The organism is Streptomyces wuyuanensis, from assembly GCF_900103455.1.
GTDB classification, from domain to species: Bacteria; Actinomycetota; Actinomycetes; order Streptomycetales; family Streptomycetaceae; genus Streptomyces; species Streptomyces wuyuanensis.
Genome location: NZ_FNHI01000023.1, coordinates 107,899 through 122,996 on the forward strand (window position 1 = coordinate 107,899; position 15,098 = coordinate 122,996).

The following is a 15,098-nucleotide window of genomic DNA, read 5'->3' on the forward strand; positions in this document are numbered from 1 at the left end:
GGAGACACGAATGCCCTCCGCACCGACCCCCACGGCCTGGTGGCGCGACGCCGTCATCTACCAGGTGTACCTGCGCAGTTTCTGCGACGCCGACGGCGACGGCATCGGCGACATCGCCGGCCTCCGCCGGCGGCTGCCCTACCTCAGCGGTCTCGGCGTGGACGCGCTGTGGCTCAATCCCTGGTACCCGTCGCCGATGGCCGACGGCGGCTACGACGTCGCCGACTACCGCGACATCGACCCGGCGTTCGGCACGCTGGACGACGCCGGGGCCCTCGTCGACGAGGCCCACCGGCTGGGGATCCGCATCATCATCGACATCGTGCCCAACCACACCTCGTCCGACCACGTGTGGTTCCGCGAGGCGCGGGCGGGCGGCCCCTCCTCTCCGGCACGCGAGCGGTACATCTTCCGGCCGGGCCGCGGCGAGGACGGAAGCCTCCCGCCCAACGACTGGCGCAGCGTGTTCGGCGGTCCCGCCTGGACGCGGATCACCGAGACGGACGGCACACCCGGCCCCTGGTACCTGCATCTGTTCGATCCGGAGCAGCCCGACCTCGACTGGGACCACCCCGAGGTCCGCGCCGAGTTCGAGTCGATCCTGCGCTTCTGGTTCGACCGCGGCATCGACGGGGTGCGCATCGATGTGGCCCACGGCCTGGTCAAGGCGCCGGGGCTGCCCGACCTCGGGTCGCTCGACGGCAAGTTGATGGAGGGTACGAGCCGCGAGAACCATCCGCACTGGGACCGGGACGAGGTGCACGACATATTCCGGGGCTGGCGGACGGTCGCCGACGGCTACGACGGGCGGGTGTTCGTGGCCGAGGCATGGGCCGGGGCCCCGGAACGCCTCGCCCGCTACGTACGTCCGGACGAGCTGCACACGGCGTTCAACTTCGACTATCTGATGGCCCCTTGGCGTGGTCCGCAGCTTCGCCGGGTCATCGACGAATCGCTGGCCGCGCTCGGGGCGGTCGGCGCCCCGGCGACCTGGGTGCTGTCGAACCACGATGTCGCCCGGCACGTCTCGCGCTACGCGAGGCCGCAGCCGGACGGGCCCCTGCGCTCGCTCGCCCAGCTCGCCGGCCGGCCCGCGGACCTCGCTCTCGGCACCCGCAGGGCCAGGGCCGCCGCGCTGCTCACCCTCGCGCTGCCCGGCGGGGCCTACCTCTACCAGGGCGAGGAGCTCGGCCTGTGGGAGGTCGAGGATCTTCCGGACGCGGTGCTGCAGGACCCCACGTGGCGGCGGTCGGGCCACACCGACCGCGGCCGGGACGGCTGCCGGGTGCCGCTGCCCTGGAGCGGGACGACCCCGCCCTTCGGCTACAGCCCCGAGGGCGCTGGCACCGCGCCGTGGCTCCCGCAGCCGGACGCGTGGAAAACGCTCACCGCAGCGTCCCAGGAGAGCGATCCGGACTCGATGCTGAGCCTGTACCGGGCGGCGCTGCGACTGCGGCGCGACCATCCGGCGCTCGGTGACGGCACCATGACGTGGGAGAGCGCCGCCGAGGACCGCGTCCTCTCGTTCGGCCGCTCCCCCGGTTTCCGCTGCGTGGTGAATCTGACGGACGACCCCGTCGAACTGCCCGCGCACACCGAGGTGCTGCTCGCCAGCGGTCCGCTCGACGGGGACGGGCTGCCCGGCGACACCGCCGTCTGGCTGTCGGTGTGAGGGCCGGCCGAGTGGGGTCGCCGGACAGGGACCCGGGACCGTAACCCGCCGAGGTCCCACTGCGCGCAGGGCGGTTCGTCACGGTCCCCGGCCGGACGGACCGCCCCGCTTCGCGCGGCGTCGGCGTCGGCGTCCGCGCGATTCGGCCGGACGCATTCATTCCGGAATGGCGGGCGAGTGCCGCCCGGCCGTTTGCGCGCGGAAGCGATGCCAGGTGGCCTCACGGAAAGCGCTCGCCCTGTTCGGGACGCGGCCGGACGACAGGCGTCAACAATCAGCCACTGTTGATTCTTGAACGGCCAGGAAAACCCGTCGATCATGTTGACACTGCATGACCGACACGTCAGGATGACGGGCCGCGCCGCCGGAATCCCCCACCTCTTCCCCCTGCGCCTTCCGCTCCACCCTTCTCCCGAAATTCCGTGGCGTCCTTGGGTCGCCGACCTTCCGGTCAGCCGCCCCATTTCGCCATGCCCGTGTTTTCCGCCCTCTCCTTGCGACCGTTGCGACAGGTCAATCACCGCCATTGACCGATGGTTGACCCTTGAGTAACTTGCCGCTATCTTTCAAGCCGCCACGCGAATGACCCGAATTGATTTCCGCGGGCATTGCGAGATCCCGCACGTCCCGCGCCGCCGAACGACCGAAATTAACCTCCGGGCAACACCAAAGCCTTTTCGGAGAATGATGAATTCGGTAGAGCACAACGTGGACCTGGTCATCGGAATCACCCCCTTCGGTGAACCGGACGCCCGACTCGCCGCCGCGGTGTGCCGCGCCGGCGGGCTCGGAGTGCTCGACCTGGGTTCGGGTGACCGGAGGGCGAGAGAGGCCCTGGCGGCCCTGCGCCGATGGGCGCCCGGGCGCCACGGCCTACGGATCGGCCCGCGCTGCACACCTGGGCCGGGCGACCTCCTGCCCGGACCCGGATCCTCGGACGGGCCGAGCGCGGTCGTCCTCGCACCGGATTCCGCCTGGGACACGACCGCGATCCCGCAGGACCCCGGGCTGCGGGTACTCGTGGAGGTCACCGGACTGGAGGCCGCTCGCCGTGCCGTGGACTCGGGGGCGGCCGGCCTGATCGCACGGGGGAGCGAGTGCGGCGGCCCCGTAGGGGAGCTGAGCACCTTCGTGCTGCTCCAACAGCTACTGGCCACCGCGGAGTTGGGGGTTCCGGTGTGGGCCTGCGGAGGAATGGCACCCCGCACCGCGGCCGCCGCCGTGGTGGGCGGCGCCGCCGGAGTGGTGCTGGACACCCAGCTCGCACTGCTGGCCGAGTCCCAACTGCCCGAGCCGGTCGCGGCGTTGCTGCGGACGGCCGACGGCTCGGAGACCACGGTGTCCGGCGGCCGGCGTACGCTGCGCCGGCGGGGCCCCGCGGGGCGGTCCCCCGCCACCGACGGCGCTTCTCCCGCAGGCCCCGTGCCGGTCGGTCAGGACGCCTTTCTCGCGGCCCGCTTCGCCGAACGATGGGGTGACTCCGGTCGTGCGGTTCGCGCCGTTCTGGACGCCGTACGGGCGGCCGTGCGGGACGCCGAAGGCGAGGGCACCGCCGCAGGCGCCCTGGGGCCGGACTCGGCCATGAGCCGGGCCCTGGGGACCCGGCTGCCGGTCGCCCAGGGCCCGATGACCCGGGTGAGCGACGGGGCCGCGTTCGCCTCCGCCGTCGCCGAGGACGGGGCCCTCCCCTTCATCGCCCTCGCGCTCGCCGGGGCGGAGCAGTCGCGGACGATGCTGGAGGAGGCCCGCCGGGCGCTGGACGGCAGACCGTGGGGCGTCGGGATCCTGGGCTTCGCCCCCGAGGAGACGAGGACCGCCCAGTTGGCCGCGGTCCGGGCGGCCGGGCCCACCCACGCGATCGTGGCGGGCGGCCGGCCCTCCCAGGCGCGGGTGCTGGAGGAGGCGGGGATCAAGGCGTTCCTCCACGTCCCCTCACCCGGCCTGCTGCGGCAGTTCCTCGACGCCGGGGCCCGCCGCTTCGTCTTCGAGGGCGCCGAGTGCGGCGGCCACGTCGGCCCCCGCAACAGCTTCCCGCTGTGGGAGGCCCAGCTGGCGGTGCTGGAGGACTTCCTCGACGGGGTCGGCCGGCGATCGGACGAGGCGACGGCGCGGGCCGACGCCGAACGCGTCGAGGTCTTCCTCGCGGGCGGCATCCACGACGAGCGCTCCGCGGCGATGGCGGCCACGCTCGCCGCGCCGCTGACGGCACGCGGCTGCGCGGTGGGGACCCTCATGGGCACGGCGTACCTGTTCACGGAGGAGGCGGTCGCGCACGGTGCGGTCCTGCCGCTGTTCCAGCGCCGGGTTCTCGCGGCGGAGCGGACGGCGCTCCTGGAGACGGCGCCCGGTCATGCCACGCGCTGTGTGCCGAGTCCGTTCAGCGAGGCCTTCGGGACGCTGGCGGCCGGTATGCGCGCAGACGGCCTCGCCGACCGGGAGGTCTGGGAACGGCTGGAGCGGCTGAACGTCGGAAGGCTGCGGATCGCGGCCAAGGGCGTGGAACGCGCCGACGGCGGCGTCCTGGGCCCCGTGGACGAGGAACGCCAGCTGGCCGAGGGCATGTTCATGGCCGGCGAGGCGGCGGTGCTGCGATCGGCCACCACCACCGTCGCGCGGCTGCACTCCGCCGTCTCCGAGGGCGCGGCCCGCTTCCTCACCGAGCGGGCCGCCGCCCTGGCCTCCCATCCGGGACTCGGCGCCGGCGGCACGGCGCCGGCCGAACCCGAACCGCCGAGGCCACTGGACGTGGCGGTGGTCGGGATGGCCTGCATGTTCCCGGGCGCGCCCGATCTGGCCTCCTTCTGGGCCAACGTCCTCGACGGGGTCGACTCGGTGGGCGAAGTCCCCCGCGACCGCTGGGATCCCGGTGTGCACGGCGTGGAGGCGGGCGGTACGGTCACGTCCCGCTGGGGCGGGTTCCTGCCCCCGATACCCTTCGACGCACTGCGGTACGGCATCCCTCCCGCCTCGCTGGGGAGCATCGAGCCGGTGCAGCTCCTCGCCCTCGAAGCGGCACGGCGGGCACTGGACGACGCGGGACTCGGCGACCACGGCGGCCGGACCTTCGACCGGACCCGGACGGGAGTGGTGTTCGGTGCCGAGCCGGGCAGCGACCTCTCGAACGCGACCACGCTGCGCGCGGTGCTGCCCTCGTACTTCGGCGCGGTGCCGAAGGGGCTGGAGGACCAGCTGCCGCAGCTGACCGAGGACTCGTTCCCCGGGATGCTCGCGAACGTGATCTCCGGGCGGATCGCAAGCCGGCTGGACCTCGGCGGACCGAACTTCACCGTCGACGCGGCCTGCGCCTCCTCCCTCGCCGCGGTGGACGTCGCCTGCAAGGAACTGGTCGCCGGCACCAGCGACATGATGCTGTGCGGAGGCGCCGACCTGCACAACGGCGTCAACGACTACGTGCTGTTCTCCTCGGTGCACGCCCTCTCCCCCACGGGCCGCTGCCGGGCCTTCGACGGTTCCGCCGACGGGATCGCCCTGGGCGAGGGCGTGGCGTGCGTGGTGCTGAAGCGGCTGGCCGACGCCGAACGGGACGGCGACCGCATCTACGGTGTCGTCAAGGGCATCGGCAGTTCCAGCGACGGCCGGTCCCTGGGGCTGACCGCGCCGCGCCCGGAGGGCCAGCGCCGGGCACTGGAGCGGGCGCACCGCAACGCGGGCACGTCGCCGGCGGACGTGGGGCTGGTGGAGGCGCACGGGACGGGCACCGTCGTCGGCGACAGGACCGAACTGAACGTCCTCACCGAGGTGTTCGAGGCCGCGGGAGTGACCCCGGGCAGCTGTGTGCTGGGGTCCGTCAAGTCGCAGATCGGGCACACCAAGTGCGCCGCGGGCCTGGCCGGGCTGATCAAGACCGTGATGGCCCTGCACACCGGCGTCCGGCCGCCCACCCTGCATCTCGAGCGGCCCAACGCCGCCTGGCGGGAGGACCGCAGCCCGTTCGTCTTCCACCGCGAGGCACTGCCGTGGGCCGCACCGCCCGAGCGGCGCGTCGCGGGCCTGAGCGCGTTCGGCTTCGGCGGGACCAACTTCCATGTGGTGCTGGGCGCCCACGGCGGCGAGGTGCCTCCCCCGCACGGGCGTGCCGCGTGGCCCGCCGAACTGTTCCTGTTCCGCGGGGCGGTCCCGGGGGCCGCGCACCGGGCCGCTCAGGAGCTGCTGGAGACGGCGTCGGCGGACGGCGACGGAGCGAGCGCGTGGCGGCTGCGGGATCTGGCGCTCGCCGCCGCGCGGCGGGCCGAGGCGGACGGCGGTCCGGTGCGGATCGCCGTCGTGGCGAAGGATCGCGAGGGCCTGTGCCGGCAGCTGCGGCGTGCCCTGGACGGTGAGCACGATCCGGGTGCGGGGATCCACCTCGCCGACGGCGGGGCGGCGGCCGCTGCCCCGGGCGTCGACGGCACGGCGGACGACGGGCCCCGCGGCGGGGGTACCGGAGGCAAGGTCGCCTTCCTCTTCCCCGGGCAGGGCAGCCAGCGAACCGGCATGTTCGCCGGCCTCTTCGCCGCCTTCCCCGATCTGCAGCACCTCCTCGCACTCGACCCCGGCACGGCCGCGGCACTGCACCCTCCGGCCGCGTTCACGGAGTCCGTGCACGGACGCGCCACCGCCGCGCTCACCGACACCCGGGCCGCCCAGCCCGCGCTCGGCATGGCGGGCCTCGCCGCCTACGCGCTGCTGACGCGGGCCGGGGTGGTGCCCGACATGGCGGCGGGCCACAGCTACGGGGAACTGGTCGCGCTGAGCGCCGCCGGGGCCGTCGATCCGGAGACCCTGCTGACGCTGAGTTCCGAGCGCGCCGCCGCGATCCTCGCGGCCGCCGGGGACGATCCCGGGGCCATGGCGGCGGTGGCCGCGTCCGCGGCGGACGTCGAGCGGATCCTGGGTGCGCCGGGGGCGGGCGGCGGCGGCAACGGTGCGGGCGACGGCAACGGTGCAGGCGACGCCGGCAGCGCCGTGGCCGGCGGGCTCCCGCGCGGCGGGCTCCTGGGCGGCGGGCTCGTCGTGGCCAATCACAACACACCGCGGCAGACGGTGATCTCCGGCCCCACCGCGGCCGTGGAGACCGCGCTGCGGCTGCTGCGCGACGCGGGCCTAGGTGCGAAGCGACTGCCGGTCGCGTGCGCGTTCCACAGCCCGCTGGTCGCCGGAGCGGGTGAGCGGTTCGCGCGCGTACTGGCCCGGCACCCGGTGAGTCCGCCGGAGTTCCCGGTGTGGTCGAACCGTACCGCCGAGCCCTACCGGGCGAGCCCCGACGGGATCCGTGCGGAGCTGGCCGAGCAGATCGGTGCGCCGGTGCGCTTCGCCGAGCAGATCGAGGCGATGTACGCGGCCGGCGCGCGGGTCTTCGTCGAGTGCGGCCCGGGACGGGTGCTGACCGGGCTGGTGGCCGACATCCTCGGCGACCGCCCGCACCGGACCGTGGCGTGCGCTCCCCGGCCTGCGAGCGGACTCCCGGACCTCCTCGACGCGCTGGCCCGGCTGGCGGTGGCCGGTGTGCCGGTCACCACCGGCTGGATGCTCCGGGGACGTGACGGGGTGGACCCGCGCCGGGCCGGGGGCGGCCGGCGGCCCGGCTGGACGGTCGACGGGCATCTCGTCCGCACCGCGTCCGGCGAACTCCTGCCCGGTGCGCTGGCACCGGCCCGACGTGTCGTGGAGACGACTGTGACGAACCATCACGGGGGCTGGGCGGCCGAGGGCGCCGCGACCGGCCAGGACGCGCTGATCGCCGAGTTCCTGCGCACCAGCAGGGAGATGCTGGCGGCCCAGCGCGACGTGCTGCTGACGTACTTCGGCGGCGGTCGGGCGCCGGACCACCCGCTTCCCGCACCCGCCGGTCCTGCGCCCACCCACGCACTGCCGGCGGGGAGTCCGCAGGCACGGGAGCCGGAGTTCACCGGCGCCCCCACGGCCGGGACGGCTCCCGCCGCCGGCCCGGTCGCGTGGCCGGAGCGGACGGGGCTCCCGGGCGGCGGCGCGGAATCCGCCGGGCCGCCGTCCGGTGACGACGTCCTGCGACTGATCGTGGACATCATCAGCGAACGCACCGGCTATCCGGCCGACATGGTCGAGCCCGGCCTCGATCTGGAAGCGGATCTGAGCATCGACTCGATCAAACGCACCGAGATCGTCGGTGAGCTGGCCGGGCGGCTCGTCTCGGCCGGAGCGGTCCCGGCCGGCACGGGTTCGCTGGACGACACCGCCATGGAGGGCCTGTCCCGGGCGAGAACCGCCGAGGCGCTGGCCGCCGGGATCACCGCCCTGCTGCCCGGTGCCGCGGACGCGCGGGACGGTGGTCCGGCTCGCGCGGCCGAGCCCGGACCGCCGTCCGCCGCAGCGCCCGTCCCCGCCGCCGATGGGGGTGGCGACGAGCCGTACCCGGCCGCGTACGCGACCACGGCCACGGCCGCGGCTGGGGACACCAGCGTCCGGCCGGCGGAGCCGGCGCTGCGCCTCCACTCCACGGACGACCGGGACACCGCGGCGACGGCACCGGCGGAAGGCCCCCGTACGGCCCTGCCGAAACGCCTCGAACTGCGGAAGGTGCCCTTGAGCGGAGGTCCCGGTGCCGCGACGCCCACTGCTCTCCAGGGGCGGCGGTTCGCGCTGCTCGGCGACGGAGACGGCGAACTCGCGGGGGTGGCGAGGGCGCTCACGGCGGAGCTGGAGCGGCACGGTGCCGTGCCCGTCGTCCTCGGCGCCGAGGCGACGCTTCCGCCGCAGAACGGCCACGGTCCGCTCGACGGCGTGGTCCTCCTCGGCCCGCTGGCCACCTCAGGGCCGCCGGTGCTGCCCGCCGCCTTCCCGGCCGTCAGGGCCGCACTGGCCGGAAGGCCCGCCCGGCTGGTCGCCGTGCGCCTCGCCGAGGAGGGCCGGGCGACGGAGCGTTCGGCGGGGCTGCGCGGACTCTTCCGTACGATCGCCCGGGAGTGCCCGGACACCGAACCCATCGTGGTCGACCTCGACCCGGGCGGCGGGGCGCACCCGCTGCGCACGCCGGAGGGTGTCGCCGCGGTGGTGGTCGAGGAGCTGTCCGGGGCGGGCGGGACCCCGGTCGTGGTGCGCGACGCCGACGGCCGTCACGGGTGGGAGGCGGTCGAGGCGCCCCTCGGGCTGACGGCGGTGACCGGGGCGGGCCCCGCCGGGGACGGGTCGGCCGAAGCGGCGGCACTCGGGCTCGACCGGGACTCGGTCGTCCTGCTCACCGGTGGGGCGCGCGGCATCACGGCCACGTTCGCCGTCGCACTCGCCCGCGCCTCCCGCTGCCGTGTCGAACTGCTCGGCAGGACGCCCGCCCCTGCCGGGCCGGAGGAACCGGCGACGGCGGCGGCCGGGGACAGGGCGGCGCTGCGCCGCGTGCTCGCCGCACAGGGCGGGTACGGCTCCCCCGCCGAGATCGGCCGGACGGCCGAACTGCTCCTGGCCCAGCGGGAGATATCCGCCACCCTGGCCGCCCTCGAAGCCGCCGGGAGCCGGGTCCGCTACCGCAGCGTCGACTGCCGCGACTCCGCGGCCGTGCTCCAGGCGGTGAAGGAGATCCACGCCGACCACGGGCGTCTCGACGGAGTCGTCCACGCCGCCGGCGTGATCGACGACAGGCTGATCGCGGACAAGTCCGCCGAGTCGTTCGAGCGGGTGTACGGCACCAAGGTCGCCGGTGCCGCCTCGCTGCTCTCGGCGCTCGGGGAACTCCCCGACGGCGGACCGCAGTTCGTGGTGCTGTTCGGCAGTGTCTCCGCGGTGTTCGGCAACCGGGGCCAGGCGGACTACGCGGCCGCCAACGACGCCCTGGAGACGCTCGGCGCGCAGTGGAGGGCCCGCACCGGGCGAAGGGCGCTGACGGTCCACTGGGGCCCCTGGGCCCCCGGCGGGCTCCACACCGGAATGGTCGGCCCGGAGCTCGCCCGCGAGTACGCCCGGCGGGGGATCGCCCTGATCGACCCCGAGGAGGGGCCGCTCGCGCTGCTGAGGGAACTCGCCTGGGGCGACCCGGCGACCGGGGCGGTCGTCCACACCGCGTCGGAGTGGTGACTTGACCGCTGAAGGGGCGGGGGCAGGCGCGGACCGGGCTGCCGCCGCCCGGCGGGCGGGCGGCACCCGCGGCCGCAGTGCCGTGCCCATCGCCGTCACGGGCATGGCCGTGCTGCTGCCGGGCGCCCGGGATCTGGCGGCGTACTGGCGCAATCTCGTCAGCGGGTTCGACGCGGTCGGCGAGGTGCCCGAGGACCGTTGGGACGCCTCGTACTACCGCCCCGGCTCCGCGGACGGACCGGCCGCGGCGGACCAGGTGTACTGCCGGCGCGGCGGCTTCGTGGACTCGCCTGCGCAGGTGGACGTGACCCGCTTCGGCATCATGCCGAGTTCGGTGTCCGGTACCGAGCCCGACCAGCTGATCGCGCTCCACGTGGCGGCGTCCGCCCTCGCGGACGCCGGCGGCGAGGACCGGTTGCCGGCCCGGGACCGGATCGGCGTCGTGCTGGGCCGAGGCGGCTATCTGACACCGGGGCTGGTCCGCCTGGACCAGCGGGTGCGCACCGCCGCCCAGCTGGTGCGCACGCTCGGCGAGTTGCTGCCGGGGCTCGGGACCGAGCAGCTCGCCCGGGTACGGGAGGCGTTCACGGAACGCCTGGGTCCCGACCGGCCGGAGAACGCCATCGGGCTCGTTCCCAATCTGGCCGCCTCCCGGCTGGCCAACCGGCTCGATCTGCGCGGCCCCGCCTACACCGTGGACGCCGCCTGTGCCTCCTCGCTCGTCGCCGTGGACCAGGCGGTGGGCGAACTGGCGTCCGGCCGCAGCGACCTGATGCTCGCCGGCGGGGTGCACCACTGCCACGACATCACGTTGTGGAGCGTCTTCTCCCAGCTTCGCGCCCTGTCCCCCAGCCAGCGCATCCGCCCGTTCCACCGGGACGCGGACGGCATCCTCATCGGCGAGGGCACCGGCGTGGTGGTGCTGAAGCGGCTGGCGGACGCCCAGCGGGACGGGGACCGGGTCTACGCGGTCGTCCGGGGCACGGCTGTCGGCAGCGACGGGCGTACGGCCGGACTGGTCAGCCCCGATCCGGGCGGCCAGATCCGCGCCGTGCGGCGGGCGTGGGAAGCGGCCGGCCTCGACCCGGCCGAGACCGGGTCGATCGGTCTGCTGGAGGCGCACGGCACCGCCACTCCCGCCGGCGACGCGGCCGAACTCCGCACACTGGCGGAGGTGTTCGGGCCTCCGACCGGTCGTGACGCCGTCGGAGGGGACGGCGGTTCGGCGGTGATCGGGTCGGTGAAGTCCATGATCGGCCACGCGATGCCGGCGGCGGGGGTCGCAGGCCTGGTCAAGGCGGCTCTCGCCGTGCACCACGCGACGCTGCTGCCGACCCTCCACTGCGACGATCCCCATCCCGCGCTCGCCGGCACGCGTTTCCGTCCGCTGGCGGAGGCGGCGCCCTGGGAATCCGGCCCCGCGGGCACCCCGCGCCGGGCGGCCGTGAACGCCTTCGGGTTCGGCGGGGTCAACGCCCACGTCGTCCTCGAACAGGCCCCGGACACGGTGGCGTCGACGACCGGAACGCGCCGGCGGGCCGCCGCCCTCCCCGCTGCCGCCGGGGAGGGTCCGGGCGGCTCCGGGCGGGCGGCCGCCGTCACCACCGTGGTCGAGCGGGAGCGTGCGCTGCTGCTCACCGCCGGTACGCCGGAAGACCTCGCGGCGCGACTGGACACGGACGACTCGACGCTGCTGTCCTCGGGGCCCGCCGCCCCGGCGGGACCGGGAGCGGGGCCGACCCGTCTCGGCATCGTCGATCCGACACCGAAGCGGCTGGCGCTCGCCCGCCGAGTCGCCGCCAAGGGCCGGGCGTGGCACGGCCGCGGCGATGTGTGGTTCGCGCCTCACCCGCTGCTCGGCGGCGAGCGACCGGGCCGCATCGCCTTCGTCTTTCCCGGGCTGGAAGGCGAGTTCGAGCCGCGCGTCGACGATGTCGCCGACCGCTTCGGGCTGTCCCTGCCGGGGCCGTCCGGCGACGCGGGGGCCGAGGTCGGGGACGTCGGCCGGCACGGGCTCGGCGTGGTCGCGGTGGGCAGGCTGCTGGACGCGGCGCTGCGGCGGATGGGCGTCGTGCCGGAGGCGGTGGCCGGGCACAGCGTCGGCGAGTGGACGGCGATGGCGGTCGCCGGCCTGTACGCCGAGCACGCCGTGGACGACTTCATGGCCTCGCTCGACCCCGACTCGGTCACCGTTCCGGACCTCGCCTTCGCCGCGGTGGGGGCGTCCGCGGATCGCGTACGGGTGGGGCTCGAGGGCCTCGGTCTGCCGGTGACCCTGTCCCATGACAACGCGCCGAGCCAGTCGATGGTGTGCGGACCGCCGGACGCGGTCGAGGAGTTCGCGCGCTCCTTCCGCGCGGAGGGAGTGCTGTGCCGGGTGCTGCCGTTCCGCTCGGGATTCCACACGCCCATGCTGGAGCCCGCCCTGGGGCCGTTCCGCACCGCGGCCGAGCGTTTCGCGCTGCACACGCCGACCGTGCCGGTCTGGTCGGGGACGACCGCAGCCCCCTTCCCCCGTGACGAGGCCGCGATCCGGGAACTGTTCGTCCGCCATCTGCTGGAGCCCGTGCGGTTCCGTCAGTTGACCGAGTCGCTGTACGCGGCGGGGTTCCGGGCCTTCGTCCAGGTCGGTACGGGAGCGCTCGGGTCGCTCATCGGCGACACTCTGTCGGGGCGCGACCATCTCGTCGTCGCCGCCAACACCCCGCACCGCACGGGCCTGGCTCAGCTGCGGCGCGTGGCGGTGGCGCTGTGGGCCGTGGGCGCGGCGGTCGAACCGGACGTGGTCGACCGTCCCGGCACCTCACCGGCCGGCGCGCCGGAGCACCGGACTCCCCCGGCGTGCGCCGATGCCGGCGCGAGGCCCCGGACCGCTGCCACCGTGGCCGGGGGCGGTGGCGCCGCCCGGTCGCTGCCTCCGGTGCGTCTCGACCTGAGCGGGGGTCTGGTCTCGCTGGATCCGGGCGTACTGTCCGGGCTGCGGCTGTCGCCGCTGCCGGCCGAGCACGGTGGCCCGGTGACGGCCGCGGCGGCGGTGCCCGCCGTGCAGGCCCCGGCGGCTGCCGGTGCGGTGCGGCCGGCGGAGCAGGCCGTGGCCGGCGGCGTCGCCGGTCGTCCCGTCGGCCTCGGTGGCCCATGGCGCCCGGACGCCGTGCCCGGAGGCGGAGGCCCGGCGGACCGCTTCCCGGCGCTGGCCGAACTCGACGCGCTGATGCGGGAGACGGCAGCCACCGCCGCCGAGCTCGTCGAGGCGGCCGGCCGCCGGGCGTCGCCGCCGGGCCGGCCCGCCGGCGCGGCACGGGACGTCCCCGCCTCACCGCGCCCCGTTCACGCGGCGCGCACCGTCCAACGGCCGCCTTCGGCATCCCGTGCCGCGGTGCCCCGTACAAGCACGCCGAGTACAGGCGTGCCCCGCACGGGTCCGGCGCCGGCCGCGACGCCTCCCGCGCGCTCGGAGTACACGGTCCGGGTGGGCACCGAGGCGATGCCCCACCTGCTGGACCACTGCTTCTTCCGGCAGCGGGCGGGCTGGCCCGAGGTCGCCGACCGATGGCCCGTCGTCCCGGCGACGACGATCGTCCACCACCTGATGGAGGCGGCCGAGCGCAGCGCACCCGGTATGCGCGCGATCGCCGTGCACGAGGCCAGGTTCGACCGCTGGATCACCGCCGCCGAGCCGGCGGACGTGACGGTCACCGCCGCCCCCGCGGGGCCCGGGCGGGTGGCCGTGTCGTTCGGGCCGCACGCGCGCGCGGTGGTCGAGGTAGCCGCCTGCCACCCGGCGCCCCCGCCTCCCTGGGATCCGGCGCCCTTCCGGGCCGAACGCGTGCCCGGCCACTCGGCGGCCCAGTTGTACGACGAGCGCTGGATGTTCCACGGCCCCGCGTACCAGGGGGTCACCGCGCTGCGGGGCATCGGCGAGCGGCACGTCCGCGCGGTGCTGGCCACGCCCCCGGCGCCGGGAGCCCTGCTCGACAACGTGGGACAGGTGCTCGGCTACTGGATCATGGCCACCGCCGCCGAACGGACGGTCGTGTTCCCCGTGCGGATGCGGCACATGCGGTTCTTCGGTCCCGCCCCGCGTCCCGGCACCGAGGTCGAATGCCTGATCCGCGTCACCTCGCTCACCCGCGAACTCCTCGAAGCGGACGCCCTGCTGACATCCGGCGGCCGGGTCTGGGCGGAGCTCACCGGCTGGCAGGACCGCAGGTTCGACAACGATCCGCACACCCGCCCGGTCGAGCGCTTCCCTGAGCGCCACACACTGTCCGCGCACCGCCCCGGCGGCTGGGCGCTGCTCCACGAACGCTGGCCGGACCTGGCGTCACGCGATCTGATCATGCGCAACATGCTGGGGAGCGCCGAACGCACCGCCTACGAACGGCACTCGCCGCGCGGCCGCCGGCAGTGGCTGCTGGGCCGGATCGCCGTCAAGGACGCCGTACGGCAGTGGCTGTGGCAGCAGGGCGAGGGCCCGGTCTTCCCGGCCGAGCTGAGCGTCGGCAACGACGAGCGGGGACGCCCCCGGGTGACCGGGTCGCACGGCCGGGCCCTGCCGCCGCTGGCCGTCTCCCTCGCCCACCGGGCAGAGGCGGCGGTGGCGATCGTACGGCCGTGCGGGCAGGCGCCGGACGGTGGCCCGGTCACCGGCCCCGGCATCGACATCGAGGAGGTCGCCGAGCCGTCCGGGGCCACTCTGGACGCTGCCCTGACCCCCGGTGAACGCGAACTGCTGACGGTCTGCCGGACCGGTGCCGGCACTGGTGCCGCCGCTTCCGAAGCACTCTGGTTCACCCGGTTCTGGGCGGCGAAGGAGGCGGCGGCCAAGGCGGAGGGAACCGGCTTCGGCGGCCGCCCCAGGGACTTCGCCGTCGTGGCGGCGTCCGGGGACCGGCTGACGGTCGAGGTGCGCGGCACGCCGGGCGGGCCGGTCCGTGCGTACCGGATCCGGTGCGAACAGGTGGCCAATCCCCCGGGCCTTCCCGCGCGTTCGTACGTCGTGGCGTGGACGGAAGGGCCGGAACAGGACGGGGACAGGCACGAGGAGGAGGACGGTACGTGACCACGACTCAGCCGACGGGTCCGTCGGGGGCGGACGAGGAAGCGATACTCGCCGACATCACGGCCATGATCGCGCTGGTCCTCGAGGACGACGGCCTCGGCGACACCGAGGTCGGGATGGAGACCCGGTTCAGCAGGGACCTGGAGTTCGAGAGCATCGACCTGGTCACCCTGGCCGGTCATCTGGAGGTCCGGTACGGACGCGAGGTCAACTTCGCCGAGTTCGTCGCCTCGATGGAGCTCGACGACATCATCGAGCTCACCGTCGGCCGGCTCGTCGAGCACGTGTCGCGGTGTCTGAAGAGCGCGGGAGCGGCCTGAC

4 protein-coding genes are annotated in these 15,098 nt (G+C 75.2%); all 4 read left to right on the forward strand.

The genetic code is table 11. The features are described from left to right. The first annotated feature begins 10 nt into the window (after positions 1–10). The 4 genes from BLT82_RS28720 (at position 11) to BLT82_RS28735 (ending at position 15,097) form a co-directional block, all read left to right on the forward strand. Positions 11–1,672 (forward strand): glycoside hydrolase family 13 protein, encoded by a 1,662-nt coding sequence (locus BLT82_RS28720; RefSeq protein ID WP_093660018.1) that lies wholly within the window; start codon positions 11–13, stop codon positions 1,670–1,672. Positions 1,673–2,359: 687 nt separating this feature from the next. Beyond that, positions 2,360–9,715, forward strand: coding sequence for a type I polyketide synthase (locus BLT82_RS28725; RefSeq protein ID WP_093660020.1), 7,356 nt, complete (start codon positions 2,360–2,362; stop codon positions 9,713–9,715). 1 nt (position 9,716) lies between these two features. After that, positions 9,717–14,777, forward strand: a complete 5,061-nt coding sequence (locus BLT82_RS28730; protein ID WP_093660022.1) for a type I polyketide synthase — start codon at positions 9,717–9,719, stop codon at positions 14,775–14,777. Next, complete coding sequence (locus BLT82_RS28735) at positions 14,774–15,097, forward strand: acyl carrier protein (protein WP_093660024.1); 324 nt, start codon at positions 14,774–14,776, stop codon at positions 15,095–15,097. The genes BLT82_RS28730 and BLT82_RS28735 overlap by 4 nt, the downstream gene beginning before the upstream one ends. The last annotated feature ends 1 nt before the right edge of the window (position 15,098 follow it).